Source organism: Pseudomonas sp. 5Vm1k (assembly GCF_056161485.1).
Genome location: NZ_JBSPCZ010000013.1, coordinates 131,687 through 157,859 on the forward strand (window position 1 = coordinate 131,687; position 26,173 = coordinate 157,859).

Annotated in this window: 23 protein-coding genes, 1 tRNA gene and 2 pseudogenes; 14 read left to right on the forward strand and 12 right to left on the reverse strand. The window is 59.6% G+C overall.

The features are described from left to right. Window positions 1-50 precede the first annotated feature (50 nt). The gene (locus ACWIKB_RS23705; RefSeq protein WP_475269749.1) at window positions 51-2,564 is read left to right on the forward strand and encodes a spermidine synthase; all 2,514 of its coding nucleotides are present in this window, start codon (window positions 51-53) and stop codon (window positions 2,562-2,564) included. A gap of 126 nt (window positions 2,565-2,690) precedes the next feature. Here ACWIKB_RS23705 and ACWIKB_RS23710 read toward each other — a convergent pair whose 3' ends face one another. After that, window positions 2,691-3,362 (reverse strand): DUF3313 domain-containing protein, encoded by a 672-nt coding sequence (locus ACWIKB_RS23710; RefSeq protein ID WP_475269750.1) that lies wholly within the window; start codon window positions 3,360-3,362, stop codon window positions 2,691-2,693. A gap of 214 nt (window positions 3,363-3,576) precedes the next feature. On the opposite strand from ACWIKB_RS23710, the gene ACWIKB_RS23715 reads away from it, so the two are divergent. Further along, window positions 3,577-5,937, forward strand: a complete 2,361-nt coding sequence (locus tag ACWIKB_RS23715; protein ID WP_475269751.1) for a tetratricopeptide repeat protein — start codon at window positions 3,577-3,579, stop codon at window positions 5,935-5,937. Window positions 5,938-6,118: 181 nt separating this feature from the next. Here ACWIKB_RS23715 and ACWIKB_RS23720 read toward each other — a convergent pair whose 3' ends face one another. From ACWIKB_RS23720 to ACWIKB_RS23730, 3 genes are all read right to left on the reverse strand, one after another. Beyond that, window positions 6,119-7,087, reverse strand: a complete 969-nt coding sequence (locus ACWIKB_RS23720) for a hypothetical protein (protein ID WP_475269752.1) — start codon at window positions 7,085-7,087, stop codon at window positions 6,119-6,121. A gap of 167 nt (window positions 7,088-7,254) precedes the next feature. Further along, window positions 7,255-7,734, reverse strand: a complete 480-nt coding sequence (locus ACWIKB_RS23725; protein WP_475269753.1) for a DUF934 domain-containing protein — start codon at window positions 7,732-7,734, stop codon at window positions 7,255-7,257. After that, the gene (locus ACWIKB_RS23730) at window positions 7,731-9,404 is read right to left on the reverse strand and encodes a nitrite/sulfite reductase (protein WP_475269754.1); all 1,674 of its coding nucleotides are present in this window, start codon (window positions 9,402-9,404) and stop codon (window positions 7,731-7,733) included. Before ACWIKB_RS23730 ends, ACWIKB_RS23725 begins: the two co-directional genes overlap by 4 nt. A gap of 369 nt (window positions 9,405-9,773) precedes the next feature. On the opposite strand from ACWIKB_RS23730, the gene ccoN reads away from it, so the two are divergent. The 4 genes and pseudogenes from ccoN to ACWIKB_RS23750 all read left to right on the forward strand — a co-directional run bounded on the left by ccoN (window position 9,774) and on the right by ACWIKB_RS23750 (window position 13,252). Beyond that, a complete protein-coding gene (ccoN, locus tag ACWIKB_RS23735) occupies window positions 9,774-11,201 on the forward strand; it encodes a cytochrome-c oxidase, cbb3-type subunit I (RefSeq protein WP_475269755.1) in 1,428 nt (475 codons plus the stop codon). 8 nt (window positions 11,202-11,209) lie between these two features. Then, window positions 11,210-11,431 (forward strand): hypothetical protein, encoded by a 222-nt coding sequence (locus ACWIKB_RS23740; protein ID WP_054046514.1) that lies wholly within the window; start codon window positions 11,210-11,212, stop codon window positions 11,429-11,431. A 114-nt stretch (window positions 11,432-11,545) separates the two neighbouring features. Further along, window positions 11,546-11,837 (forward strand): annotated as a pseudogene (locus ACWIKB_RS23745) (PAAR domain-containing protein); the annotation flags it as partial. A gap of 1,028 nt (window positions 11,838-12,865) precedes the next feature. Beyond that, window positions 12,866-13,252, forward strand: coding sequence for a putative Ig domain-containing protein (locus ACWIKB_RS23750; RefSeq protein ID WP_401321600.1), 387 nt, complete (start codon window positions 12,866-12,868; stop codon window positions 13,250-13,252). Window positions 13,253-13,276: 24 nt separating this feature from the next. Here ACWIKB_RS23750 and ACWIKB_RS23755 read toward each other — a convergent pair whose 3' ends face one another. Together ACWIKB_RS23755 and ACWIKB_RS23760 are read right to left on the reverse strand one after the other, a co-directional pair. Then, a complete protein-coding gene (locus ACWIKB_RS23755; RefSeq protein WP_475269756.1) occupies window positions 13,277-13,771 on the reverse strand; it encodes a hypothetical protein in 495 nt (164 codons plus the stop codon). 70 nt (window positions 13,772-13,841) lie between these two features. Beyond that, window positions 13,842-14,609 carry a helix-turn-helix domain-containing protein gene (locus ACWIKB_RS23760; RefSeq protein ID WP_475269757.1) on the reverse strand — a complete coding sequence of 256 codons (768 nt, stop codon included), beginning with the start codon at window positions 14,607-14,609 and terminating at the stop codon, window positions 13,842-13,844. Between the two features lie 78 nt (window positions 14,610-14,687). Here ACWIKB_RS23760 and ACWIKB_RS23765 point away from each other — a divergent pair, with 78 nt between their 5' ends. Further along, window positions 14,688-15,380: an aspartate/glutamate racemase family protein gene (locus ACWIKB_RS23765; RefSeq protein WP_475269758.1), complete on the forward strand. Its 693-nt coding sequence runs from the start codon at window positions 14,688-14,690 to the stop codon at window positions 15,378-15,380. 1 nt (window position 15,381) lies between these two features. Here ACWIKB_RS23765 and ACWIKB_RS23770 read toward each other — a convergent pair whose 3' ends face one another. The 4 genes from ACWIKB_RS23770 to ACWIKB_RS23785 form a co-directional block, all read right to left on the reverse strand. Next, the gene (locus tag ACWIKB_RS23770; protein WP_475269759.1) at window positions 15,382-15,903 is read right to left on the reverse strand and encodes a GNAT family N-acetyltransferase; all 522 of its coding nucleotides are present in this window, start codon (window positions 15,901-15,903) and stop codon (window positions 15,382-15,384) included. Window positions 15,904-15,982: 79 nt separating this feature from the next. Next, window positions 15,983-17,191 (reverse strand): DSD1 family PLP-dependent enzyme, encoded by a 1,209-nt coding sequence (locus tag ACWIKB_RS23775; protein WP_475269839.1) that lies wholly within the window; start codon window positions 17,189-17,191, stop codon window positions 15,983-15,985. Between the two features lie 74 nt (window positions 17,192-17,265). Beyond that, a complete protein-coding gene (locus ACWIKB_RS23780; RefSeq protein ID WP_475269760.1) occupies window positions 17,266-18,660 on the reverse strand; it encodes a D-arabinono-1,4-lactone oxidase in 1,395 nt (464 codons plus the stop codon). 18 nt (window positions 18,661-18,678) lie between these two features. After that, a complete protein-coding gene (locus ACWIKB_RS23785; protein WP_475269761.1) occupies window positions 18,679-19,041 on the reverse strand; it encodes a c-type cytochrome in 363 nt (120 codons plus the stop codon). Between the two features lie 371 nt (window positions 19,042-19,412). Here ACWIKB_RS23785 and ACWIKB_RS23790 point away from each other — a divergent pair, with 371 nt between their 5' ends. Both ACWIKB_RS23790 and ACWIKB_RS23795 read left to right on the forward strand, forming a co-directional pair. Next, window positions 19,413-21,038: an NADP-dependent glyceraldehyde-3-phosphate dehydrogenase gene (locus ACWIKB_RS23790; RefSeq protein ID WP_475269762.1), complete on the forward strand. Its 1,626-nt coding sequence runs from the start codon at window positions 19,413-19,415 to the stop codon at window positions 21,036-21,038. A gap of 38 nt (window positions 21,039-21,076) precedes the next feature. Beyond that, complete coding sequence (locus ACWIKB_RS23795) at window positions 21,077-22,114, forward strand: FUSC family protein (RefSeq protein ID WP_475269764.1); 1,038 nt, start codon at window positions 21,077-21,079, stop codon at window positions 22,112-22,114. A 3-nt stretch (window positions 22,115-22,117) separates the two neighbouring features. On the opposite strand, the pseudogene ACWIKB_RS23800 reads toward ACWIKB_RS23795, so the two are convergent. Further along, a pseudogene (locus ACWIKB_RS23800) lies at window positions 22,118-23,011 on the reverse strand (DMT family transporter). A 134-nt stretch (window positions 23,012-23,145) separates the two neighbouring features. Between ACWIKB_RS23800 and ACWIKB_RS23805 the strand changes: the two are divergent. The 3 genes from ACWIKB_RS23805 (at window position 23,146) to ACWIKB_RS23815 (ending at window position 24,751) form a co-directional block, all read left to right on the forward strand. Further along, complete coding sequence (locus tag ACWIKB_RS23805; protein WP_054046539.1) at window positions 23,146-23,583, forward strand: Lrp/AsnC family transcriptional regulator; 438 nt, start codon at window positions 23,146-23,148, stop codon at window positions 23,581-23,583. Between the two features lie 57 nt (window positions 23,584-23,640). Beyond that, a complete protein-coding gene (locus tag ACWIKB_RS23810) occupies window positions 23,641-23,970 on the forward strand; it encodes a YceK/YidQ family lipoprotein (RefSeq protein WP_475269765.1) in 330 nt (109 codons plus the stop codon). Between the two features lie 193 nt (window positions 23,971-24,163). Beyond that, a complete protein-coding gene (locus tag ACWIKB_RS23815; protein ID WP_475269766.1) occupies window positions 24,164-24,751 on the forward strand; it encodes a hypothetical protein in 588 nt (195 codons plus the stop codon). A gap of 59 nt (window positions 24,752-24,810) precedes the next feature. On the opposite strand, the gene ACWIKB_RS23820 is transcribed toward ACWIKB_RS23815, so the two are convergent. Beyond that, window positions 24,811-25,482: a Bax inhibitor-1/YccA family protein gene (locus ACWIKB_RS23820; protein ID WP_475269767.1), complete on the reverse strand. Its 672-nt coding sequence runs from the start codon at window positions 25,480-25,482 to the stop codon at window positions 24,811-24,813. Window positions 25,483-25,605: 123 nt separating this feature from the next. On the opposite strand from ACWIKB_RS23820, the gene ACWIKB_RS23825 reads away from it, so the two are divergent. Next, window positions 25,606-25,693, forward strand: a tRNA-Ser gene (locus tag ACWIKB_RS23825). A 216-nt stretch (window positions 25,694-25,909) separates the two neighbouring features. Then, window positions 25,910-26,158: a hypothetical protein gene (locus ACWIKB_RS23830; protein ID WP_475269768.1), complete on the forward strand. Its 249-nt coding sequence runs from the start codon at window positions 25,910-25,912 to the stop codon at window positions 26,156-26,158. Window positions 26,159-26,173: the final 15 nt, after the last annotated feature.

A 26,173-nucleotide genomic window follows, 5' to 3' on the forward strand; every position in this document is an offset into this window, starting at 1 on the left:
GAGGCCAGCACCGTCACAGGTTTTTTCAGATCGGAACAAGGCAATCCGCAATGTCCTCACGTGTCGCCAGTAAGTCGTCGGCCATACCCACTCCTCACGTTGTCTCCCCGGCGTTGTTGATCCCCGCCCTGCTGCTGTTCGTCTCCGGCGCCGCGGCGCTGGTGTATCAAGTGCTATGGATCAAGCAACTGTCGCTGGTGGTGGGCGTCGAGGTGTATGCGATCACCACCGGGATCAGCGCGTTTTTTGCCGGATTGGCCTTGGGTGGCTTGCTGTTCGGGCGCTGGGCGGATCGCTTGCAGCAGCCGGTGTTGCTGTATGCCGGGCTGGAAGTGGTGGTGGCCGTGATCGGCGTCGGCGCGACCTTCGCCATGAGCCTGGCCGCCAGTCCTTTCGCCTGGCTGGAGCAGCACGTCGGCCTGCTGGCCTGGGTGTTGCCGTTTGCGTTGGTGGGCATCCCCGCGTTGCTGATGGGCGGCACGTTGCCGGTGTTGGTGCGTTCATTGGCCGCCGCCCCGCAACAACTGGGCAAGGCCGGCGGTCAGCTGTATGCCGCCAACACCGCTGGCGCTATCGCTGGCACCCTGCTCGCCGCGTTCGTGCTGATCGCCACCCTCGGCGTGCGTGGCAGTGCCTTGGCCGCCGCGATGCTCAATCTGCTGGCCGCTGCCGGTGCACTGTGGTTTCAACGCCACCGTTCTGCGCCGCCCGCCGTAGCGGTAAAGCATCACGCAGAGAAAGCTCCGGATCGCCTGGCGCTGTGGCTGTACTCCATCGCTGGCGGCGTCGCCCTGGGTTATGAAGTGGTCTGGTCGCAATCCATCGTGCAGTTCATGAGCACCCGCACCTATGCGTTCGCCGTGGTGCTGGCGACGTACCTCACCGGGTTGTTTCTGGGTAGCGCACTCTTGGCACGCCGGGTGGAGCGCATTCGCGATCCCTGGGGCGTGTTCGGCTTACTGATTGCCGGTGCGGGGTTGATCGCCCTGCTGGAAATCGCCCTGCTCGGGCGCTGGTTGATTCTCGCGCAAAGCGTCGCCGAAGCCTGGGTCCTGTCGTTGGGCGCCAGCGAGTTGGTGGGCATGAGCACCCGGTTTGCCGTGGCAGCGTTGAGCATCGTGTTTTTGCCGACCCTGCTGCTGGGCGCGGCGTTTCCGTTGGCGTTGCGCTTGAGCGTTGGTCGCGAGCGCATCGGACAGGATGTCGGCGCGGTGGTGGCGTTCAACACCCTCGGCGGGATCGTCGGGGTGATGCTCTGCGGCTTCTTGCTGATCCCGTTGCTGGGGCTGGTGCGCACCCTCGGGTTGCTGGCGATTGTCGCCGCCGGGATCGGTTATTTCGCGGTGCGTAAAGGTCACCATGTGAAGAAAGGCCGGCGTCAGGCCGTGGTTGCGATTGGCCTGTTGTCCTTGGCGCTGGCGGTTTTCACCCCGGTCAACAAACTCGCGAGCCTGCTGCCCGGCGCACGCAACGCGAGCCTGGCGTTCTACGAAGAAGGTCGCGGTGGCACCGTAGCGGTGGTCACCCAGGGCAAGGGCAAGAAGGCCTTTCAGCGCTTGTACATTCAAGGCGTCTCGAACACCGGCGACGCCATGCCGTCCCTGCGCTACATGCGCATACAGGCGCTGTTGCCGCTGTTGATCCACAACGGCGAACCGCGCTCGGCGCTGGTGATCGGGTTTGGCACTGGCATCACCGCCGGTGCCCTGACCCGTTATCCGGGGCTGGAACATCGGGTGGTCGCCGAGTTGCTGCCGTCGGTGGTCAAGGCTGCGCCGCTGTTCGAGGGCAACTTCAATGCTGCCGCCAATCCGGGCGTCGATGTGCGCTTGCGCGATGGCCGCCAGGAACTGCTGCGCAACCCGCAGACCTACGACCTGATCACCCTCGAACCACCACCGCCCTCCGCCGCCGGTGTGGTCAACCTCTATTCCCGGGACTTCTACCAATTGGCCGCCAGCCGCCTGGAGAAAAATGGCCTGGTCGCCCAATGGCTGCCGCTGCCAACGCAAAACATCGACGACTCGCGTTCACTGGTACGCAGCTTCCTCGACGTTTTCCCCTATGCCACCCTATGGACCAGCGAGTTCCACGAAATGCTGCTGGTGGGTTCGATGCAGCCGATCGAACTGGATGCGGCGAAAATCACCCAGCGTTTCCAGCAGGAAAGCGTTCGCAGCACCTTGCAGGACGTGGGTATCGGCTCGGCCGCCGCATTGCTTGCCACATGGGTAACGGACCGCGCAGGGCTCGAACGCTTCGCCGCTGACGCTGCACCTGTGACCGACGATCAACCGCGCATCGAGTACGCGCCATGGGTGCGTGCCAAGGAGATCAGCCGCGTGCTACCGGCGCTGCTCGACCTGCACGTCGCGCCCCCCCTGGTGAATGCTGATGCAGGGTTCAATGAGCGGATGGACGCCCACCGCCAGCGCCTGATGCAGTTTTATCGGGCGAGTTTGCATGCCTATGACGGGGATCGTGATGCCTGGGCCAGGGACATTGGCGAGGTGATGCGCGGCGATGGGGGGAATCCGTATTACCGGTGGTTTGTCGGGGAGTGATGCTTTGCCTGATAGACCGCTTTCGCGAGCAAGCCCGCTCCCACAGTGGATCTGTTTTGGTCACACATTTTGTGTACACAAGAGATCCCATGTGGGAGCGGGCTTGCTCGCGAAGCTCTTAGGCTTTTATTTGGACTTGAGTTTCAGATACGACTGATGCAAATCCGAAGCCCAGCCATCGATCACGCTTTTCACGTCATCGGCCTTCATCACCTGAGTGTCGTTCTCCAGCGGTTTGCCGGTGCCTTTGCGCACCACCTGAGCCACCACGCTGTTGTTGCCGCCATCGAGGAACACCGCTTCGGTGGCGAGGGTGGTTTCCTGATCGCGAATCCCGCTGGCGGTGCTGACCGCCGCGGCCACCAGGGCAATCGGGATCACTTCATACGGTTTCAGGCCTTCGGTCTTGCTGCTGACGGCAGTGATGGCCGCGCGTACCACGATCACGCCAGGCCCTGGACCTGTGGCCAATGGCAGGGATTTACCCAGTTCACGCTTGAGCGCCTGGTCGTAGTAACCGGTGATGCCGTTAAGCGTGGCTTGAGGGATTTTTACGGTCGGTTGCGGCTTGGGATAGAGCTGGGTCGGCTCGATATAAACGCTGGTGAATTTGCTGACATTGAGTTTGGGGTCCATCCAGCGCATGACCTCGGCGCCCGACGGCGACTTGGCTTCCTTGAGTTGGCTGTAGTCCTTGAGAAACCCCGAATACTGGTCAGGTTCGACCACTTTACTGGAGCAGCCGACCACCCCGATCGAGGCGATGCACAGTGTGCTCATCATTAACGCAAGCTTCATGCTGTAACTCCTGTAAGAGGATCGATAACGCAACGGGACTAGGTAGTTATAGCCAAATATCAATAATCTGCCGCCAGCATCACGGAAGATTCATCTAAGGCTGTGGCTCAGCGCACAAAGCCTATTTGACAGACGCGTGCCATCCGGCAAAGCTGCATCGAGCTTCAAAAAGCGCGCCCTCACCGGCCAACGCACTCGGACTACGGAAGTCGCAATGCCGAAGCATAAAAATAAAGCTGCACACCCAACCCCTGATTCGCAACCGACCCTGATTAACCGCTACCTGTTTCCCGTCACTATCGGCGTCTTGCTGTTGGTCGTGGCGGCAATTGGCTGGTTTCTTTTCAGTAGCAACACGCCTGCCCCGCCCAAGCCTGTAGCGGTCAGCGCGCCTGTCGTGCAACCGGTTAAGCCGGTGGTGGCTGCGGCCCCGGCGACGATGGTCGATGAACAACAATGCCAGGGCTGCCACACCGAGCAGGTCAAGGACTGGCAAGGTTCCCATCACCAATTGGCGATGCAGCCAGCCACCGCCGACACGATGCTGGGGGACTTCAAGAACGTCACTTTCAAGGCTGAAAAAGAGACCACGGTGTTTACGCGCAAAGGCGAGGATTTCTGGGTCAACACACCGGGAATCGACGGCAAGAATGCGGATTTCAAAGTGGCCTATACCTTCGGCATCGCCCCGCTGCAGCAATACCTGATCGAGGTCGGCGAAGGTCGGTTGCAAGCCCTGGGCGTGGCCTGGGATACCGAGAAGCACCGCTGGTTTCATCTGTATCCGGGCCAGGGGGTGAATTTCAAGAATCCGTTGCACTGGAGCAAGCCGAGCCAGAACGCCAATTTCATGTGCGTCGAGTGCCACACCACTGGTTACAAGCGTAATTTCGACGCGGCGAAAAACACCTTTGACAGTCAATGGAACAGCCTCGGTGTCGGTTGCCAGGCATGTCATGGTCCCGCGTCCAATCATCTGGAATGGACGGCGAAAAAAACCGATCTGATCCACGCCGGTTTTGCTGTCGATCTCAAGGACAAGAACGCCACCGTCGAGCTGGAAACCTGCGCCCGCTGCCATTCGCGCCGCGCACCGTTGGGCGATGGCTACACCGTTGGCAAGCGCTTGATGGACGACTACCTGCCGAGCCCCCTCACCCGTGAACTGTATGCGCTGGACGGCAAGATCAAGGACGAAGTGTTCGAACACGGCTCCTTCGCCCAAAGCAAAATGTTCGATAAAGGCGTGCGTTGCAGCAATTGCCACAACCCTCACAGCACTGAACTCAAGGCGCCGGGCAACGGCGTATGCCTGCAATGCCACAACACCGCCGGCAAGACAGCAGTGGAAGGCGTCGACGGCAAAGGCCTGCAAGCGAAGAACTACGATTCCATCGAACACACCCGCCACACCATGGGCCAGCCGGGTTCGCAATGCGTGGATTGCCACATGCCGGGCAAGTTCTACATGGGCAACGACTTCCGGCATGACCACAGCTTCAGCATTCCCAACCCTGAACGGGCTGCGAAACTCGGCACGCCAGATGCCTGCCTGACGTGTCACCAGGGCAAGGCCGGGGACAAGGTCACCGAGCAGTTCAAACTGTGGAACACGGCCAACGCTTCGCCTGTTCAGGCACCGCGTTATGACGAAAGCCTGTGGCTGATCCGCAATGGCCAACCGGGCGCCGCGCAAGCCTTGTACGAGCAGTTACAGCGCAGCAACCTGCCAGCGATTCAACGGGCGACGCTGCTGGCTGAACTGCCGCTGTACCCGAGCGAACAAGCGCTGAAACTGGCGACCCAGGACTTGAGCAACCCGGCGCCACAAGTGCGTGAAAGCGCGGTGCGGGCGATCAGCGCGTTCCTGCCGCCAGCGGAACGCGCGCCGCTGCTGACGCCATTGCTCGGCGATCCGGTGAAATCGGTACGGATCGTCGCCGCCCGGGACCTGCTGAACGTGGCCCGCAATGGTTTGGGCAGCGCCCAGTCCAACTGGAACGCGGCCATTGCCGAGTATGAGGACGTGCAAAAAAGCCTGGCGGAACGGGCCGAAGCCAACCTCAACCTGGCGATGCTCTATCAGGCCAGCGGCCGCACGACGGAAGTCGAGCCACTGCTGCGCGCAGCCCTGAAACGTGACCCGGACTTCTATCCGGCTCTGGTGACGTTGGTGCAATGGCTGGAGGCCAATGGGCGTGCTCAAGAGGCGCAAGCGCTGCTGGAGCAGAGCGTCAAGGAACACCCGGACGCGGCGCTGTTGCTGCACACACAAGGCCTGTCGCTGATTCGTGCAGGTAAAACCGCGCAAGCCATGCCGTTGCTGCGCAAAGCCGCCACGCTGGAACCCCAGAGCGCGCAGTACGGGTATGTGCTGGCGGTGGCGTTGCACGACAGTGGCAAGGTGGATGAGGCTTGCGAGGAGCTGGAACGGTTGCTGAAAGTGCAGCCGGCGAATCGGAATGCGCGGTTGTCGTTGATCCAGTATTACCTGGAGAACGGAAAGGAACCGAAGGCGCAGGTGTTGTTACAGGGGTGGAAGAAAATGAACATGGGGGATCCGGCGTTGAAATAATGACGGGCTGATCCGAGGGCCCCTGTGGCGAGGGGGCTTGCCCCCGTTCGGCGGCGAAGCCGCCGTGAAACCGGCGAATGCGGTAGGTCTGAAGAACTGCGCCGGTAGGTTTTGGGGCTGCTGCGCAGCCCAACGGGGGCAAGCCCCCTCGCCACAGGTTATGCGCCAAGCCGATGGAACATCACCACGACGACCCACTCCGCGCCGCCAATTCCCGCCGGCTATTAGCCCGCATCGCCTTCACCAGCGACACCGTCCCCACCAGCAAAATCGCCGCGCCAAACAAAAAGTCGATGTTGTACAGCTGGAAATCCTGCAACGGCCCCACCAGCAACACCCGCACTGCACCAACCCCCACCAGCGTCGCCAGAAAGTCGATACCCGGCTCATCGCGATAAAACACATGCATCAGCGGCAGGCAGATCACCAGCAACAGCAGCAGAACGATGACCTTGAACGAACCCTTGCGCTCGACGCTGAACGCGCATTCAGTGGTGGCGTAAGGTTTGTAATCCTCATCGCGCACCAGCGAGTTCTTCTCGTTGATGTACTCCGCGCGGTTGTACTTCTGAATCGGCGTAAAGGTGTTCGACATCTCCATCACGGTGGTGATGTGGCGAAAGCGCAGGTCGATACGCTCGTTGCCCTTGAGGTAATACAGCACCGGTTTGTAGCCGTAGCGATAGGTATCGAAGGGAAACTCGGTGGCTCGGCCCTGCACGCCGATCGGTCGCGGTTCCAGTTCGGCATAGGCACTTTTGTTGTCGGCGGCGAGATTGCGGCTCAGCGGTTTGATCCTGGCCTGTTCGAGGAAGATCGGGGTGGCGCCGAACGACCATTGCAACGGCTCCAGGCGCAAGCGCAATTCGTTGCGGCCCAGGTCATAACGGTTGAACGTGCGCTCGGAAACGATGATCGCCCCACCGAGCATGAACTCGCCACGCAGATTGTTGGTGACGCGCAGGGTCAGTTGATCCTTGCCCAGTGACAGCGCATCGGCGGATGGCGGCGTGCCGCACCAGGCGGTGCTGTCGTAGGCACCACCCAACTGCCCGCCACGGTTTTCCTGGAACACGTAGATGTAGCCGCCCCACAGGGTCAACATCAGCAAACATGCCGTCAGCCCCAAAATCTTTTTGCCGAAACTCACAACGCCAGACTCCCTTCTTGATTTCGTCCATGTAGCAGTGCACGGACTCTACCAAAATGCCATCAGGCTCCAAAGCAAAAGATCGCAGCCTTCGGCGGCGCCTACAGGTGTACTCATTTCCCTGTAGGAGCTGCCGAAGGCTGCGATCTTTTGATCTTGCCCTTCGCTTACCGACGTCGAAACAACGGCCGCGGCTCAATCACCGAACGCCCATACAACACGCTCATCCCCGCCAGCCCTTTAAGCGCATCTTCAGCCGACTTGTCCTCGCGCACCGCAAAGCTATCAAACCCGCATTGGCGCATATGACTCAACTGATCGCGCAACACATCGCCAATCGCACGCAATTCACCGGCCCAGCCCAACCTTGTGCGCAGCAGATACGCCTGGCTGTAACCACGACCATCACGAAAACTCGGGAAATCCAGGGCAATCACTGGCAGCAGGTTGAAGCAGGATTTGAGGCTTTCAACTTCATCGTCCGGCCCGAGCCAGACACCGTGCCGCGCCGGATTATCAAGCCAGCGCGCCAACGGCAGAATCAGCCGACCCGCCGGCAATGGAGCGTCGATCTCCCGAACCAATGTCCACGGGTCATCAAGATCTATCCGCGCCACACCCTCCTCCAGCCGCAACAGATTGTTCATACAGACGCCTCCAGCACTTTCGGATAGATCCGTTCCTTGAACGGTTCAAGCCCAATGCGCTGCACCGTGTCGACAAACAACTCTTCACTCTCGCGGTAACGCACGAAGGTGCCGATGATCCGCTCAATCACATCCGGCACTTCAGCCGCGCTGAAGGACGGGCCGATGACTTTGCCCAACGCGCTGTGCTTGCCCTGTGCACCGCCGAGGGTGATCTGGTACCACTCGCTGCCGTTTTTATCGACGCCCAGAATGCCGATATTGCCAATATGGTGATGGCCGCAGGCATTCATGCAACCGGAGATATTGAGGCTGATATCACCCAGGTCATGAAGGTAATCCAGGTCTTCGAATCGACCTTGAATGGCTTGGGCGATAGGGATCGATTTGGCGTTGGCCAGTGCGCAAAAATCGCCGCCAGGACAGGCGATGATGTCGGTCAGCAAACCGATATTGGCGCAGCCCAAGCCTTGATCGCAGGCCAGGCACCACAGCGCATACAGGTCTGCCTTGGTCACGTCCGGCAGCACGATGTTCTGCTCGTGGGCGATGCGAATCTCGCCGAAACCGAATTGCTCGGACCAGTCGGCCACTGCGTCCATCTGCTCGGCAGTCACGTCCCCCGGCGGTGACGCGATGCCCGGTTTGGTCGAGAGCACGACGCTGGCATAACCCGGCACTTTGTGCGGCTGTACATTGCGCGCAACCCAGCGGGCGAACGCCGGGTTCTGCGCCAGGCGCGTGCCGAAATCCAGATCAGTGCCTGCCAGCGTCCGATACTCCGGCGGGATGAAGGCACTGGCGACCCGCTCATACTCGATGTCGGTCAATTGCGCCGGCCCATCCTTGAGGTGCTGCCACTCCTCCTCCACTTCCTTGGCGAAGGCTTCGATGCCCAAGGCTTTCACCAGAATCTTGATGCGCGCCTTGTACTTGTTGTCCCGCCGACCATGACGGTTGTAGACCCGCAGCACCGCCTCGACGTAGGACAACAGATGCTGCCACGGCAAGCCCTCGCGAATCTGCAAACCGAGGATCGGCGTGCGCCCGAGGCCACCGCCGACGATCACTCGCAAGAGCATTTGCCCGTCGGCGCCGGGGTAAAGATAAAGGCCGATGTCATGCATCATGATCGCCGCGCGGTCCTGCTTCGCCGAGCAGATGGCGATCTTGAACTTGCGCGGCAGGAACAGGAATTCCGGGTTGATGGTCGACCATTGCCGGAGGATTTCCGCCAGGGGTCGCGGGTCGATCAACTCGTCCGCCGCGACCCCGGCAAAGGCTTCGGTGGTGATGTTGCGCACGCAATTGCCAGAGGTCTGGATCGCGTGCATTTCCACCTGGGCCAGGCGTTCGAGGATGTCTGGCACCTGGGCCAGTTCGATCCAGTTGAACTGCATGTTCTGCCGGGTGGTGAAGTGGCCGTAACCACGGTCGTAATCCCGGGCGATGCTCGCCAGTGTACGCATCTGCCCGGCGCTCAAGGTGCCGTAGGGAATCGCCACCCGCAGCATGTAGGCGTGCTTTTGCATGTACAGGCCGTTTTGCAGACGCAGTGGCAGGAACTCTTCTTCGCTCAATTCACCCGCCATGAAACGTTCGACCTGATCGCGGAACTGCGCGACCCGTTCGAACACCAGCGCCCGGTCATAGTCGTCGTACTGATACATCTCGCTACCTCATCAGAATCAGGGTTTGGCACAAAACCTGTGGGAGCGGGCTTGCTCGCGAAAGCGGTGGATCAGGCGATATCAATGTTGAATGTGCCGCCGTCTTCGCGAGCAAGCCCGCTCCCACAGGGTCGGGCTCTGCGGCCCGTTTTTGATGAAGCGACTATGAACCTGCGGCGCAGCTGGTTACAGATCCACCTGAAACCTAAAAAACCGTATCAGAGCGCGTCAGATGGCCGCAGGCATGACCCATATCTGATCCGCATAAATCGAGTTTTCCTGAGTCTGTTTTGTTTCCGGCAAGGTTTCTACAGTGCATCCCATGCCAGACCGGGTGGCCTGGCAAGACTTTGCATGGAAGAACTGACCATGAGCACAGCAACAATCGGACAGGCCTATAACTACAAGGTCGTCCGCCAATTCGTCGTGGCAACCATCGTCTGGGGTGTGATTGGCATGGCCATGGGCGTGTTTATCGCCTCGCAACTGGTATGGCCCGAGATGAACCTCGACCTGCCGTGGACCACCTTCGGCCGCTTGCGCCCGCTGCACACCAGCCTGGTGATTTTCGGCTTTGCCGGCAGCGCGCAATTCGCCGCCAGTTACTACGCGGTGCAGCGTACCTGCCAGGTGCGGCTGTACTCGGACACGCTCGCGGCATTCACGTTCTGGGGCTGGCAATCGGTGATCGTGATCATGTTGGTCACCCTGCCGCTGGGCTACACCACGACCAAGGAATACGCCGAGATCGAGTTCTCTGGCGCGGTGTGGATGACCGTGGTGTGGGTCGCCTATGCCATCGTGTTCTTCACCACGGTGGTGCGGCGCAAGACCAAACACATCTACGTCGGCAACTGGTTTTTCGGCGCGTTCATCGTGGTGATTGCCATGTTGCACGTGGTCAATCACCTGTCGATTCCGGTGGACTGGTTCAAGTCCTACCCGGTGTATTCCGGGGCCACCGACGCCATGGTGCAGTGGTGGTACGGGCACAACGCGGTGGGTTTCTTCCTGACCACCGGGTTCCTGGGGATGATGTATTACTTCGTGCCGAAACAGGTGGGCCGCCCGGTGTATTCCTATAGGTTGTCGATCGTGCATTTCTGGGCGCTGATCACCCTCTACATCTGGGCCGGTCCGCACCACTTGCACTACACGGCGCTACCAGACTGGGCGCAGTCCCTTGGCATGGCGATGTCGCTGATTTTGCTGGCGCCGAGCTGGGGCGGGATGATCAACGGGATGATGACGCTCTCCGGCGCCTGGCATAAGTTGCGCACCGACCCGATCCTGCGCTTCCTGGTGTTGTCGCTGGCGTTCTACGGGATGTCCACATTCGAGGGGCCGATGATGGCGATCAAGACTGTGAACGCCCTCTCCCACTACACCGACTGGACCATCGGCCACGTCCACGCCGGCGCCCTCGGTTGGGTGGCGATGATCACCTTTGGTGCGATCTACCACATGGTGCCGAAAGTCTTCGGCCGCCCACAAATGCACAGCATCGGCTTGATCAATGCGCACTTCTGGCTGGCGACCATTGGCACGGTGCTGTACATCGCGTCGATGTGGGTCAATGGCATCACCCAGGGCCTGATGTGGCGCGCGATCAACGACGACGGCACGCTGACCTATTCCTTCGTCGAGGCCTTGCAGGCCAGCCATCCAGGGTTTTTGGTGCGGTTTATCGGTGGCGTGTTCTTCCTCAGCGGCATGTTGCTGATGGCGTACAACACCTGGCGTACCGTGCGGGTGGCGGACGTGTCGATGGCCGAGCGCGAAGCGCAGATTGCGTGAGGTTTGAGATGATCGAGATGGCGTTGAATCTATTGGGGGTCGTCGGGTTTTGGCTGGCGATCGAATATTGCTTGAAACACCAGACGCCCGAGAGCCTGGAGGATGCGAGCCTGATGCCGTTCGCCGATGACCCGGAAGTGGCACGGCGGGTGGAGCTGGCGACGGGGAAGAAAGTGAAGGCGGTGGCGCCGGAAGAGGCTAAGCCGGGGTGGGGGAATTTGGAGGTTTGAATGCCCGGCTTGCGGGGATGATCGATGTATTCGTCGACAAGGCGCTGAAAGACGCTCGTTCCTGAACAGTTGATTGGTCTAGACTCTGCCCGCTGAAAACAGGGAAGTATCAATATGAGCGGGAAACCAGCTGCCCGAGTGACAGATCCGACCACGTGCCCCCTCCCCGGACACGGGACCAATCCCATTGTCAGCGGTTCAACCGATGTCTTTTTCGACGGTCTGGCCGCTGCAAGACAGAGTGACCTGTCTGCCTGCGGTGCGGCGATCGTCAGTGCCGTGTCACAGACCGTTTTTATCAACGGACTGAATGCAGCAGTTGTCGGCAGTACGGGCGATCACGGCAGTGTCGTTGTGGGCGGCTCCGGGACAGTCATAATCGGCGATACCGTGGTGACCGCTCCGGTAGGAGCCATCAAGGCAATGGCAGCGACAGCCGTAGTTTCCCAGGTTACGCCTGTTGCGGCGCAGCCGGCAGCACTGGCCCCTTCTTCGCCAGCTCCGCTAGCAGCCGCCACCTCGGCACCAGCCAATCCGATCAAGGCGTCGGTAGAAATCCTCGCCGCCTTCGGCAACAGCACTGACACCAAGCGCGTGTTCAATGATCCGGCTCATCCCATCGGGACGCCGCAAGACCCATTCGAAAAAAACAAGATCTACGAACAACTCAAATCGCGTGTCGCCAAGGCGCATGGTTATACGGTCCAGAGCACGTCAAACCCGTCCAGCTACCCCAATCAACTGGAAACCAGCCTGTGTGGCCCGGCAACCTTTTTCTATGCGTTGCTGATGGATCGCCCCGATCTGTACACAAAGGCCATTATTGATTTATGGGAAACGGGAGAAACTACAATCGGGCAGTTGCATATCAAGCCGAGCCACGGTGCTTGTAACCCGAAAAATCTTAGCCGCAAGAATGAAAACGACCGTATCTGGGGCATTGACTGGATATCACTGGCCAGCCTGCGCGACAGTGAAAACCTGTTCATGGACTACGACTCGCCGGACGATCAGGTTGCAGGCATCACGCTGCCAGGAAAAATCGCAGATTGGTTCAAGCAAGCGGGTGCGAGTGTGGTCTTCGACAACGTTCAGTTCACATCCCATCTCAATCAGCAGCAACTGATTGAATTGTTCGGACATATCAGCCCTCAACACCACGTCGCGACGCTAATTGGTGCCGGCATGCTGGCCGGTGGCGAAGGATTGATGAAGGATCATTGGATCACCTGGGAACAAGCGCCTTCGACCGCAGCGGGCGACATCACTGAAACGACGGCACCGGGCGACAAAATCACTCAGTCGAAACTGTTCACTTGGGGCCGGGTTGGCCATCTTGTGGCACCCGATTCAACCTTGCAAAGCGTACTCAAGCACCTTTATGGCGGCCTCGTATTCAGCAAAATCCCTTGATTCCTAATAGAAGAATTCACAATGAAACGTGCTCTTTTCTCGATTATCGCGCTCTCATTGCTACTGAGCGGCTGTGAGCTAAGCACTCTGGCGAGTTGCTCTGGGCGTGCACCGCTGACGATTCAACCCGACAACCTCGTCAGCGCTACAACCGGCAAACCTTATCGCGTCAGTGTCGAGGTAGAAAGACCGAACGTCGCCGTCGCCGGGTTCTACGTCGACCCGGCGCAGCCACTGCCTGAAGGATTGAAACTGGTTTATGAAGAGGGTCAGAACCATGCCGATATCGTCGGCACACCGACGAAACCCGGACGCTATGAAGTCTCGATCTACCTCAACACTTACGGCACCCAGTGCACCGGCCAAGCGGCGCAACGGACCTACACTTTAAACGTCGATAGTGATTAAGACCCCACAGCGCCAAGTACTCGATCAGCCGCGTTCGCGGGGGATCAGGCTCTGCAACTGCTGCGCCAGGAAGTTCGCATCGAAGGCAAAGGTATCCGGGTCTTTCAAACCATTGGTCTTGCGCCATTGCCAGCTAGCAGACGGCGGCAGGCACACCAGGGAAATGCTGCCGTAGCGCGCGGCGGTCAGGCCCATCACCGCCAAGGAAATCTGGCCACCGGCACCCATCACATCCGGCACGAATTCCACTGGTTTACCGGCGATCACAATCGTCATCTTCTCGGTCTTGAAGGTCGAGGTCTCGACCGGCACGCTCGGCCCGGCCGCGACGTACACCTCGCGGCTCACCTCCAGCAGATTCGGTGCCTGGACCGGTTCCAGCCACTGCTGGATCTGATCGAACAGCTCACCAATGCGCGTCGCCCACACGGCCGATTGCGATTCAAACAATTGCTTCTTGTGGGCTTCGCTTTCTGCGTAGTGGCGAAGCATCTCGCCCAGTTGCTGTACGTTGTCCATTGCGGTGTTCCTTTGGTTGAAGCAGTGCTGCGGACTTCGAGCATGGCAGATGCCAGCGGCCGGCGTACGACTAAAAGCGTGAGCGGTACTGGCTGGGGGTCATGGCCAGGTGTTTGCGAAAGGCGCTGCCCATGTGTGACTGATGGGCGAACCCGGCGTCCAGGGCGATGCTGACCAGGGGCTGATCGGTTTGCTCAATCATGCGGCGGGCGGCCTGGAGCCTGACTTCAATCAGGTAGGCGTGGGGCGTGAGGCCGATGGTGCGGGTGAAGTCGCGCAGAAACCGCAGCTCGTTGTGTCCGTAAGTGACAGCCAACTGCTCCAGACTCAGGGGTTGATGGAATTGCTCGGCGATCTGATCGAGGACTCGGGTGAAAGCCTTGGGCGGGATTCGATGGGTGCTCTCGGCGGGCATATTCGCCAGATCGATAAACGCCAAGGCGCTTTCTTCGAGGGCCAAGCAGTCCGGTTGCGGGGCCAGCAGCAATCGGCGCAATTCCCTCGCCTGCCTCAGCGCCCCGCCCTGCCCCGCGAACTGCACACGCTGGTTAACCGCAGGCAGGTACTGCCGGGCGAATGGTTCGTCCAGCCGCAGCAGCAGGTATTCACCGCCGCAGGCCGACTCGGAAAACACTTCCACGCCGACCGGGGTATGCGCCAGCACGCCGGGAAGCGTGTCGAAATCCACCCGATGGTCGGAATCGATGGCATGCACGCCTTGCTGTCGCTCCAGGGTCACGCCCAGCGTGTGCCATTGCGCAGGGTCCCGGGCGCTGTAAGCGGCGCGCGGCAGCAGGTGCAGGCCGATTTTGTCGCCCAGCAGGCTTTGGCTCAGCATGTGAAATTTCCTGATAGATCGAAGCGCGGATCCACGGGAGACTCTCTAACAAAGGTTGCCAACAAACAGGAGCACAGCATGCGCACCATCGGCCTTATCGGCGGCATGAGCTGGGAGTCCAGCGCCGAATACTATCGCCTCATCAACCAGCAGGTCCGTGACCGCCTCGGGCCGTTGCGTTCGGCGCAACTGCTAATGTACAGCGTCGACTTCGGGCCTGTCGAACAGGCCCAGCACGCCGGGCGCTGGGACGATGCGGCGGCGATTCTGGTGGATGCCGCGCGCAGGCTGGAGGCCGGCGGCGCCGACTGCGTGGTGTTGTGTACCAACACCATGCACAAGGTGGCCGCGCAGATTCAGACGGCAATCGGCATTCCGTTTCTGCACATCGCTGACCCGACCGGTCAGGCGGCGGTCGATTCGGGCGCGTTCAAGGTGGGTTTGCTGGGAACCGCGTTCACCATGGAACAGGACTTTCTCAAGGATCGCCTGACCGCCAAGGGACTGACGGTGCTGGTGCCGGAGGCTGAGGAACGGCAGGCCGTGCACCGGATCATCTACGACGAGTTGTGCGTCGGCGTGATCAGCGATTCGTCACGTAAGGTCTACCAGCAAGTCATAGAGTCGCTCACCGCACGTGGCGCCCAGGCGATCATCCTCGGCTGCACGGAAATCGGCATGTTGATCAAACCCGAGCACAGCGCCCTGCCCTTGCTCGACACCACCGAGCTGCATGCGCAGGCGGCGGTGGCGTTTGCATTGGGTGACTGATTCAACCGACCTTGGGCATGAGGCGCAGACGCGACATGCTCAAGGCATCCACTAGCACGCCATCACGCACGGCGTAATCGCGAAACAGGCCTTCGTCTTCAAAACCGAACTTGCGGTACAACGCGATGGCCGCGTGGTTATCGGCGTACACCGAGAGTTCGACCCGGCGCAGGTTCATCCAGTTGTCAGCAATGTCCAATGCCGTTGCCAACAGTTTTGAACCGACACCTTTGCCCTGCCATTCCCCGGCGACGCCCATGCCAACGCTGCCGGCGTGGCTGCGACGGATACGCGAAAACTGCTCCAGCCCGATATTCCCAATGATCGTCCCTTGATGCAGCGCCACCAGTTGCACCACCCGCTCGTTTTCAGGCATCAGGCGTTTGCGCCAGACCTCAGTGGACTGAAACGGCATTTGCAGCACTTGACGGGTAATGGCCGGGTCGTTGTAGAGCGCGGTAATGCCCTCGATGTGGGATTCGCTGAAGCGCTGGATGGTGATGGTAGAGTCGGTGGTGGGCATGGCGATTCTTCCTTGAATGGCCGTTCACTCTAAACCGCGATCTACCGGTGTGGCGAGCCCCCTGCATCTGGAAATGTGTTCAGGCATACACCGGCCATATTTCGACGATTTTGCCTCCCCGAACCGCCAGTAGATCACCGAATTGCAGCAACACCGACTCAGTCTGGGTCGGACGCAAAAACACTTGATCCTCCACCGCCAACCCCACGGCGCTGGAGCCATTAACCATTTCCTGATTCGAACTGCGGCCATACACCCCATTGCTCTGCAACCCTTGGGGCGATTCGAACTCGGCCATCCAGTTGCCGCCGTAGATGAAAAAGGTCTCGCGCTGATTGGTGTCCCACCAGGAGAACAGTTTCGACTTGTCATCCAGCGCCGGAATGTTCACCGCCCCGGTGCTTTTCAACACCGGCGTGGCGATGTAGGCCGCCGGCACATGATCCACCAGCGACGGCAAGTCATAGTGCGTCGGCTTGAGCATCGCCGTACCGACCGAGACTTCGCTGCTCAGTTTTTCCTGCTCATGCATGCGATAACTCGGGCTGCCGGCGGTGTTGAGCGTCAACCCTTCCCGCCACAGGCCGGGATACTGCTGACGAGTGAAGTCGACGCAGCGGTTGTAGATCACCATGACCTTGGCGAACAGTTCCTCGGGCGAGCCGAGAATCCCCGGCACACCCATGCCCACGAACGGGTCGTAACCCATGAATCCGGCGAATTCCAGGTGTTGCGGGTGGGCGCTGATCAAGGTCAGCATCTGCCCGAGCACGCCGACGTCGCCGACGCCGCCACGGTGCAGACCCACATCCAGCTCGATATTCACCCGCAATCGCGTGCCCAAGCCTTGCGCCAATGCCAGGTATTGCTGGAGTCGTTCGGGGGTATCGAGCAGCCATTGCAATTGCTTTGCCGGGTCGAACGGCCCTTTGTGGGTTTCATAAAACAGCTGCGCCGAACGCACCGGCAGCGGTTTGCCCAGCAAGATGTCAGCGTCGGGGAACTGCACGGCGTCATGGTTGAGAAACGGCTGATGGAACGACATCAAGCGCTGAGTGCCCGCACGCCGGGCGATGTACGTCAGCAGCCCCGGCGCCGGCAAGGACTTTTCCACCAACCGCAGGTGCTTGCCGGCACGCTGGACCGATTGCATCACCACGTCGATGTTGTGATCGAGGCGATCCAGGTCGATCAGCATCACCGGGCGCATCGGACCGTGATCCTTGAGCTCACGATTCAGCGCACGAAAATAATCGCTGTACGCCCCGCCCCGATCTCCTGGCCGCAGCCATGCGCCAACCCCCACCAGCAAGGCGCCCACGCCCACAGTCCCGAGCAGGAAATTGCGACGATTGACGGCCATTAGCTCACCCCCAGAATTGACATCAGATGGGCGTTGAGAAACTTGCCGCTGGGGTCCAGCGTCTGGCGCACCTCAATGAATTCCTGCCAGCGCGGGTACAGCGGCTGCAGGTTCTTGGCGTTGAGGGTGTGCAGTTTCCCCCAATGCGGCCGGCCGTTGTACTTCCAGAAAATCGGCTCGACGGCGGCGAAGAAGTTGTGATGGTCCATCTGGTAATGCTGGTGCACCGAGATCGAGCAACTGTCGCGGCCTTCGAACATGCTCAGGGGAATGTCGTCGGCCTTGACGTAGCGGTACTCGATGGGAAACCAGGTGCGCAGGTCCTTGTCCTGAATCAGCTTGAGAATCTCCCGAAGGCAGGCCGGGCCGTGTTCCGCCGGCACCGAATATTCCATCTCGTTGAAGCGCACGGTGCGTACGTTGGCGTAGATGTCAAACGAGTCGCCGACCCGGTCATCGAAACTGGCGAGGTGGCGCAGATTGTTGAGCATCGTGCGACGTAAGTCGGGGAAGTCACTGCCGTACTTGTCGATCTTCTCGATCAGGGTCACGAACTCGTTGCCGCCCTCTTCGTCCGCAGGGATCGGTGGTGTGGCCGGGTCGGTGGTTTCGTTCAGGGCAATCGACAAGGCGTAGTCGGAATGGGTCACCACGAGCATTTCCCAGTGCTGGTTTTCCTGGGTGTTTTTGTCTATATCTTCGAGCAGCTCTTCGGTCTTGGCGATCCACTGGCGTTCTCTTAGGCGATAGGCCGGACGGTTTTGCAGGCGGATTTTAGTCGCCACGCCCAAGGCGCCGAGGGAAACACGAGCCGCACTGAACACTTCGGGATGACGGCTACTGTCACAGTCCAGCACCTCGCCGCTGGCGGTCACCAGTTGCAAGCCGCAGACGTGGGCCGAATAGGATTGAAAAGTCTTGCCGGTGCCGTGGGTCGAGGTGGAAATCGCCCCGGCGAGGGTCTGGTAGTCGATGTCCGCCATGTTTTGCAGGGCCTGGCCGATGTCTTTCAGCGGTGTGCCCATGCGTGACATCGGCGTGCCGGCGGCGAACTCGGCCTGCAAGGTGTTGGGGTCGTGGTCGAGCAATCCGGTGAAGTAGCTCAGGGACAACAACGTGCCGTCGGTGGGCACCAGGGCGCTGAAGGAATGGGCCGAGCCGACCGGTCTTATTTTGCCGGGGGCCTGGCGGATGACCTGGGTGAGCTCATCCAGATTTTTCGGCGCCAGTCGCGCCGCCGGCAGGCAACTCTGCCCACCCGACCAGTTACGCCAGGGAATCAACCGCGGTGCGCGCAACAATTCGGCCAACGCCGGGCTTGAGCCGAGGGCGGTGAAGGCGCCGATGATGCTCGCCCGTTGCAATAACTGACGTCGTGTCAGGTCCATTGTCATGAAGTGCACCTGCCGTTCTTATTGTTGGATGGACTGGCCGGACATAAACGAGATCAACGCGAGGAATTCTTCCTCCGAGCACTGCATGCACAGCCCCATCGGCGGCATGCCGTTGTAGCCGTTGATCGCGTGATCGAGCAGCGTGTCGGCGCCCTGTTGTACGCGCGGTTCCCAGGCTTTTTTATCGCCGGTCAGTGGTGCGCCGGCGGCAGGATTGGCGTGGCAGAGCTGGCAGCTGTTGGCGTAGACCTGGGCCAACGCGGCGTCGCTGGGTGCAGCGCTGGCGGCTTCGTGGCGGGTGGTCGGGGTTTTGGGCTCTTCGCCGCAACCGCTGAGCAGCGTGGCGATGAGCAGAAACGCCGCATACCTGTTTGTCGGCATAGCCGTCCTCTCGTGGGGTGCTCCGGCCAGCCGGGTGCACATTTTTTATTGTGATCAAGGAGAGGCCACGTTAAGCCAGGCTCGTCGCGGGGTTGAGGGCATTGCGGGACATTAAGGGGGGCTTCTGAGGCCAGCAAAAAACCTTGTGGGAGCGAGCCTGCTCGCGAAGGCGGTGTGGCATTCAACATTGATGTTGGCTGGTGCACCGCTTTCGCGAGCAGGCTCGCTCCCACAAGGGTTCAGTGTCGATTAATGCCAGCAGCGTCTATCTTGAATAAGCAACGCTCACCTGAGATGGGTCATGACAAGCGAGGCCCAGGTCTGCTAAAACGATTCATCAACGCCTTACCGAATCCAGACGGGGTAGCGACATGACCACAGCACACATCCTTGGCAATCTGTTTCCCGATAGCAGCGACATCCCGGAAAAATACCGCCTCGACGGCCAGACCGAGCAACGTGAATACCTGGTTGATGGCGAGTTGCGAACCTGGAACGGTCCCCTCGCCCAAGTCCGCAGCCCGGTGTACCTGACCGGAGAGAATGGCGACGAACAGGTGATCCTCGGCAGCACGCCGCTGCTGGATGCCGAAACCGCGCTGACCGCTCTCGACGCCGCCGTGCGTGCCTACGACCGTGGCCAGGGCCTGTGGCCGACCATGCGCGTGGCTGAACGCATTCAACACGTCGAAGCCTTTCTCGGGCGCATGCGCCAGCAGCGTGAAGCGGTGGTGAAGTTGCTGATGTGGGAAATCGGCAAAAACCTCAAGGACTCGGAAAAAGAGTTCGATCGCACCTGCGACTACATCGTCGACACCATCAACGCGCTGAAGGAACTCGACCGCCGCTCCAGCCGTTTCGAACTGGAACAGGACACCCTCGGGCAAATTCGTCGAGTGCCACTGGGCGTCGCATTGTGCATGGGGCCTTACAACTATCCGCTGAACGAAACCTTCACCACGCTGATCCCGGCGCTGATCATGGGCAACACCGTGGTATTCAAACCGGCCAAGCTCGGCGTGCTGCTGATTCGCCCGCTCCTGGAAGCTTTCCGCGACAGCTTCCCGACCGGCGTGATCAACGTGATCTACGGCAGTGGGCGGGAAACTGTCAGCGCGCTGATGGCCAGCGGCAAGATCGATATCTTTGCGTTTATCGGCACCAACAAGGCTGCCAGCGACCTGAAAAAACTCCACCCGAAACCACACCGTTTGCGCGCCGCGCTGGGCCTGGATGCGAAAAACCCCGGCATCGTCCTGCCCGAGGTCGACCTTGATAACGCCGTCAGCGAAGCGCTTACCGGCTCGCTGTCATTCAATGGCCAGCGCTGCACCGCGCTGAAAATCCTTTTCGTCCATGAAGACGTGGTCGAGTCGTTCATCGAGAAATTCAACGCCAAACTCGCCACCCTTAAACCCGGCATGCCGTGGGACAGCGGCGTGGCACTGACGCCGCTGCCGGAAGCGAGCAAGGTCGATTACCTGCATTCGCTGGTGGCGGATGCGGTCAGCAAGGGCGCGACCGTGGTCAACCCCAACGGTGGTGAAGCCCGCGCGTCGTTCTTCTACCCGGCGGTGCTGTACCCGGTGAACCCGCAGATGCGCGTCTATCAGGAAGAACAGTTCGGCCCCGTGGTGCCGATCGTACCGTACCGGCATCTGGACACAGTGATCGATTACGTCCTGGAATCGGACTTCGGCCAGCAGTTGAGTATCTTCGGCACCAACCCGGTAGCGGTCGGCCGACTGGTCGACACCTTCGCCAATCAGGTCGGGCGCATCAACATCAACGCCCAATGCCAGCGCGGTCCGGATACCTTCCCGTTCAACGGCCGCAAGAACTCCGCTGAAGGCACCTTGTCGGTACATGATGCGCTGCGGGTGTTCTCGATTCGCACACTGGTGGCCACCAAGTTCCAGGACAGCAATAAAGCGCTCATCAGCGAAATCATTCGCGGACGGGATTCGAGCTTCCTGACGACCGATTATATTTTCTGAGGAGAGCCGATCTGAGAGCCTATCGCCTGCCACCGCTGATGCGCCGACTGCTGCGTCCGTTGCTGGACCCGTATCGGCGTTATCGCAATGCCCGGGTGATCCACGCGGTGCGGGTTTCCCTGGGGCTGCTGGCGACGATCCTGCTGACCACCGGCATCCACCTGCCCCATGGCGAATGGGCATCGGTGACCATGCTGGTGGTGATCGGCGGCTTGCAGCACCACGGCAACATCGGCAAGAAAGCCGCCGAACGAGCGATCGGCACTTTGATCGGTGCCGGTGTCGGTTTGCTGCTGGTGGCGCAACAGGCCTGGCTCGGCATGCCTTGGCTGACTTATTTTGCGATGTCGGTGGTGTGCGGGTTCTTCTCGTATCACGCCATCGGCAAGGGTGGTTACACGGCGCTGCTGTCGGCCATCACCGTGTTTATCGTCGCAGGGCATGGCGATAACCCGGTGACTGATGGACTGTGGCGCGGGGTCGACATCTTGATCGGCATCGCCCTGGCCCTGGCGTTTTCCTTCGCCCTGCCGCTGTACGCGGTGTTCTCCTGGCGCTACAACCTGGCCGATGCCTTGCGCGACTGCGCGACTATTTATGGACGCATCATCAATGGCCAACCGGTCACCGATGACGAACACCTCAAGCTCATGGGCCGTTTGAATACGGTGATGGTGCAACTGCGCTCGCTGATGCCGTCGGTGTCCAAGGAAGTACGGATCTCCATGACCGAACTGGATGCCATTCAACGCAATCTACGCATGTGCATCAGCACCCTGGAGATTCTCGGCAATACGCGACCGGATGCCAGTGATCCGACCGCCATGGCTCATTTGCAAACAGCATTGAAGGCTGAACACCGGCAGATCCGCGTGCAACTGATTGGCATGGCCCGGGCCTTGAAGTCCGGCGCGTCCCAGCGGCTCAGTCGGTCTGCGGAGCTGCCGGACGCCAGCCTCGACGCGCCGGTCTACAGCCCGCTGGACGGCTACCGGTTATTGACCCGGCAACTGGCCGCCAACATCGGCGACATGCGCCAGCGCCTGGCCAAGACCGCGCCGCGCTGGAACCTCTAAAGCTTACTGCGTGGCCACTCGACGCAGCTTCAGGCCCCATCCTTGTTGCATACCAGCGGCGGCCAGCAGAATCGCCGCCACGCCGAGCCATTGCAGCGGTTCCAGGCGATGACCGAAAGCGAACCAGTCAACGAAAATCGCCGCAATCGGGTAGATGAACGACAACGCGCCGGTCAGTGCCGTCGGCAGTTTTTGAATCGCGCCGTAGAGCAGGACGTACATCACGCCGGTGTGCACGATGCCCAGCGTCACCAGACTGGCCCAGGCACTGGGCGCTTGGGGCAATGCCGAAAAATGCGCAAAAGGCGCGAGCAACAGCACGCCCGTGCAGACCTGAATCAACGCGATTAAGTGCGGCGGCGTGCCGGTCAGGCGCTTGATGATCAACGCGGCTACCGCGTAAAGGAGCGCCGCACCCAGCGCCAGGCCGATCCCCATCAGGTAATCATTGCCGCCAGCGCCCTGCTCGCCATGGGCGCTGACAATCGCCAACATCCCAAGGAATGAAACGCCCAGCCAGAACAGCTTCTGCAGGGTGATTTTCTCCCCGAGAAACAGCGCGGCCAAGCCAACCAGCATGAATGGCTGAACGTTGTAGACCGCCGTGCCGATGGCAATTGATGCGCGAGAGTAGGACGCGAACAACAACACCCAATTGCCGACAATCGCCACGCCGCTGAGCACCGCCAGCAGGAACGTGGTGCGGGTCAGAATACCCGGGCGCAGGAAGCCGAACGCCGCGCAGATCAGCAACAAGGTGCCAGCGCCGAACACACAGCGCCAGAACACCACGTCCAGCACCGGTTGCCCGGACACCAGCACGAACTAGCCGATGGTCCCGGAAATAAGCATAGCGGCGGTCATTTCGAATGAGCCGCGACGTAGTGTTTTGTCCATTTCAACCTCCCGTGTTTGAGGTCAAATTATGCCAACCCGCTCAGGGCCTTCTCCAGCGCAAAAATCAGGCTAAACTCGGTTTCTGCCTTTTTTATCGAGGCCGTTTTGTTTAATTGCCTAATCGAGGTTTCGCCATGACCGACGACATTGATCAAGTGCTGATCAGCGCCTTGATGGAAGACTCACGGCGTTCGCTCAAGGCCCTGGCCCAGATCAGTGGCCTCTCCTCACCCAGCGTGGCCGAGCGCCTGCGTCGTCTCGAAGAGCGTGGCGTGCTCAAGGGTTATACCGTCGAAATCGACCCCAAATGCTTCGGCTATCAGTTGCAGGCCATCGTGCGTATCCGCCCACTGCCGGGACAATTGCAGGAAGTCGAGCGGCAGATCCAGGCAATTCCAGAATTCACCGAGTGCGACAAGGTCACCGGCGATGACTGCTTCATAGCGCGTCTGCATGTGCGCTCGATGGAACAACTGGACACCCTGCTCGACCGCCTCAACACCCATGCAGAAACCAATACCGCGATCGTCAAGAAAACCCCGGTCAAGCGCCGGTTGCCGCCGATGGCGTGAGTGCTGTTTTGTCTGGATCGGCGTAGATTGATGATTTTGCAGCTAAGGAATGGCGGTATGAAAATTCAGGTAATGCTGTTGGCGGCGCTGATGCTAGCGGGATGCGGCACGGTTCAGACGGTTATACGTAAGGATGAAGTGGCCGTGCAAAGTCTGAAGGAGAAGAAAAGCTACTGCGGCGCGGTCCCGCGGATCTACAGCGGTGTGACCTATGATTTCTGCACCCTCCATGCGCCACTGGAGGCGGGCGTCGATCCGGAAAAATACAACAACGCCACGATCTTTGTGCTCATCGACGTGGTTATTTCCGGTGCCCTCGACACCATGCTGCTGCCCTACACCATTTATCGCCAGCAGGCCGATGGCAGCATTGTCGTGGTGGAATAAGGAGTAAGTGGAAGCTCGCCACGCTTTCACCACCAGATGCAAGCCGTTAGAGTGCGCGCACTTTGCCGTCTGGCAAAACCACAAGGAAGTCATTATGCGCCCGTCTCTACGGCACCTCCGGCCTTGCGCCGTACCTCGTTTCGTTCGTAGCTTGCTACTCGGCAGCCTGATCATGCAAGGAACAGGCTGCGCCATGATGTCCAATCACGTGACCCTCAAGACGGAAATGCCCGCACAATTTGCCGTTTATGTGACTGCATCCTATCGCCCGATTCTTGGCGGGTTGTGCATCTTGCCCGACGATTACGCGGGTGACCCCAATCCGGATAAAGCCACGTTTTCCAGTGAGCGTCATGCCACAACGCATACCTCTGAATTCGAGGTAGAGCTGGGCAAAAGAGTCGGCGACTGCCTGTTGGTACTCAGCGATGTTGATTTCATGATCGACGCTTTTTCAGGTACCGACGACAAGACATTTGGCTACTCCACCGTTGAACTGGAGGTCGAAACGCTACTGAAGGAGGGAGAACCGCTGGCGACCAGACTGGACGAGCAATTGCTTTCAGTGCGCTGTCAATGGAAAGCCCCTGACTCCGCGAGCCCTTCTAAACGAACACTTGAATGCCGTGGGCTGGATGCTAATAACCAGGAACTCAAAGGCCCACGGTTAGGCATGTTAAAAATGAGGCAACTCCAGGGCCTGACATTGAGGCTGAAAGTCAGCGCCGCGGACATCGCTGAAAAACCCCAACCTCTGAAATCAAGCATGCCTATCCGGTAGTCAAAGAGGCGATCATAAAAAAACCCGCCGAAGCGGGTTTTTTTACTTATGGCCTGCGATCAATCATCGCGGCTCATGATGCCGAAGAGCTGCAACAAGCTGATGAACAGGTTGTAGATCGATACATACAGGCTGATGGTCGCCATGATGTAGTTACGTTCGCCGCCATGAATGATGGCGCTGGTCTGGAACAGAATGCAGACCGAGGAGAACAGCACGAAACCTGCGCTGATCGCCAGTTGCAGACCACTGATCTGGAAGAACATGCCCGCCAGCGTCGCGCCCAGCAACACGAAGAACCCGGCAGTAATGAAGCCACCAAGGAAGCTCATGTCTTTGCGCGTGATCAACACGTAGGCCGACAGACCACCGAACACCAGCGCAGTCATCGCGAAAGCGGAACTGACTACTTCAGCCCCGCCCTGCATGCCCAGGTAACGGTTGAGAATCGGGCCGAGCAGGAAACCCATGAAACCGGTCAGGGCAAAAGCCGACACCAGGCCCCAAGCCGAGTCACGAAGTTTGTTGGTCAGGAAGAAAAGGCCATAAAAACCGATCAGCACCACGAAAACGTTCGGGTAGCCGACACGCATCTGCTGAGCAACGAACGCCATCACACCGCTGAATGCGAGGGTGAGAGCGAGCAAGCCGTATGTGTTGCGCAGGACGCGGCTAACCTCTAGCTGCTCAGCCTGCACGCTGTTATTAACTGCGTAATCCTGTTCGCGCATAGCGACACTCCTGTTGGTTTGAAACGTTCAGTGGCAAAGATCATAACAGACGCTCTGTAACAAGCCATGCAGAGAGTTTGACAGTGTGTTTCATTCAGGTATTATGGCGCCCGCAACGCAAACGGAGGTGTGGCCGAGTGGTTTAAGGCAACGGTCTTGAAAACCGTCGACTGTAACAGGTCCATGAGTTCGAATCCCATCGCCTCCGCCATATTTGTACCGACAAAGCCCTGATTAGTCAGGGCTTTGTCGTTTCTGGGGTTTGAGAATCGGCGCTGATTTTGCGAGGCGTTACAAAACTATTTGGTAACCGTTACAAAACTTTTCTCTTTTGCCCCCCTCTCCGGCGTCCTGCCGACCGCTTCACTTCCCCATATGTGTCACCACATTTCCGCTGCTACGCTGACCTCACAACCGAGGATTCGCGATGCCCCATTCAGATCTACTCCCTTCCCTGCTGTACAAGATCAACGAAAACCAACTCGCCCTGGAGGCGGCCATCCTGGAACTCACAAACTGGGTTGAGGCACGTGGCTCCGCCGATGTTGCCGACAACGTCCGCGGAGCGCTGAAGGCCATCGACAAGAACGAGGAGTTCATCAAGCTGACGTTGGCGGTGTTGCGTCGACCGGTTGAATCCACAGCCATATGCGGTCATTCGCTACAACGCCTATGATAGATACTGGAGGCA

What these genes read in the sequence shown, in the direction of transcription:
- ACWIKB_RS23785 (WP_475269761.1), bottom strand. Translation starts at nt 19,041, where the DNA reads ATGCCGACAAACAGGTATGCGGCGTTTCTGCTCATCGCCACGCTGCTC.
- ACWIKB_RS23810 (WP_475269765.1), top strand. Translation starts at nt 23,641, where the DNA reads ATGAAAATTCAGGTAATGCTGTTGGCGGCGCTGATGCTAGCGGGATGC.
- ACWIKB_RS23705 (WP_475269749.1), top strand. Translation starts at nt 51, where the DNA reads ATGTCCTCACGTGTCGCCAGTAAGTCGTCGGCCATACCCACTCCTCAC.
- ACWIKB_RS23730 (WP_475269754.1), bottom strand. Translation starts at nt 9,404, where the DNA reads ATGTATCAGTACGACGACTATGACCGGGCGCTGGTGTTCGAACGGGTC.
- ACWIKB_RS23740 (WP_054046514.1), top strand. Translation starts at nt 11,210, where the DNA reads ATGATCGAGATGGCGTTGAATCTATTGGGGGTCGTCGGGTTTTGGCTG.
- ACWIKB_RS23790 (WP_475269762.1), top strand. Translation starts at nt 19,413, where the DNA reads ATGACCACAGCACACATCCTTGGCAATCTGTTTCCCGATAGCAGCGAC.
- ACWIKB_RS23830 (WP_475269768.1), top strand. Translation starts at nt 25,910, where the DNA reads ATGCCCCATTCAGATCTACTCCCTTCCCTGCTGTACAAGATCAACGAA.
- ACWIKB_RS23815 (WP_475269766.1), top strand. Translation starts at nt 24,164, where the DNA reads ATGATGTCCAATCACGTGACCCTCAAGACGGAAATGCCCGCACAATTT.
- ACWIKB_RS23755 (WP_475269756.1), bottom strand. Translation starts at nt 13,771, where the DNA reads ATGGACAACGTACAGCAACTGGGCGAGATGCTTCGCCACTACGCAGAA.
- ACWIKB_RS23715 (WP_475269751.1), top strand. Translation starts at nt 3,577, where the DNA reads ATGCCGAAGCATAAAAATAAAGCTGCACACCCAACCCCTGATTCGCAA.
- ACWIKB_RS23710 (WP_475269750.1), bottom strand. Translation starts at nt 3,362, where the DNA reads ATGAAGCTTGCGTTAATGATGAGCACACTGTGCATCGCCTCGATCGGG.
- ACWIKB_RS23765 (WP_475269758.1), top strand. Translation starts at nt 14,688, where the DNA reads ATGCGCACCATCGGCCTTATCGGCGGCATGAGCTGGGAGTCCAGCGCC.
- ACWIKB_RS23780 (WP_475269760.1), bottom strand. Translation starts at nt 18,660, where the DNA reads ATGACAATGGACCTGACACGACGTCAGTTATTGCAACGGGCGAGCATC.
- ccoN (WP_475269755.1), top strand. Translation starts at nt 9,774, where the DNA reads ATGAGCACAGCAACAATCGGACAGGCCTATAACTACAAGGTCGTCCGC.
- ACWIKB_RS23805 (WP_054046539.1), top strand. Translation starts at nt 23,146, where the DNA reads ATGACCGACGACATTGATCAAGTGCTGATCAGCGCCTTGATGGAAGAC.
- ACWIKB_RS23770 (WP_475269759.1), bottom strand. Translation starts at nt 15,903, where the DNA reads ATGCCCACCACCGACTCTACCATCACCATCCAGCGCTTCAGCGAATCC.
- ACWIKB_RS23820 (WP_475269767.1), bottom strand. Translation starts at nt 25,482, where the DNA reads ATGCGCGAACAGGATTACGCAGTTAATAACAGCGTGCAGGCTGAGCAG.
- ACWIKB_RS23725 (WP_475269753.1), bottom strand. Translation starts at nt 7,734, where the DNA reads ATGAACAATCTGTTGCGGCTGGAGGAGGGTGTGGCGCGGATAGATCTT.
- ACWIKB_RS23795 (WP_475269764.1), top strand. Translation starts at nt 21,077, where the DNA reads ATGCGCCGACTGCTGCGTCCGTTGCTGGACCCGTATCGGCGTTATCGC.
- ACWIKB_RS23750 (WP_401321600.1), top strand. Translation starts at nt 12,866, where the DNA reads ATGAAACGTGCTCTTTTCTCGATTATCGCGCTCTCATTGCTACTGAGC.
- ACWIKB_RS23760 (WP_475269757.1), bottom strand. Translation starts at nt 14,609, where the DNA reads ATGCTGAGCCAAAGCCTGCTGGGCGACAAAATCGGCCTGCACCTGCTG.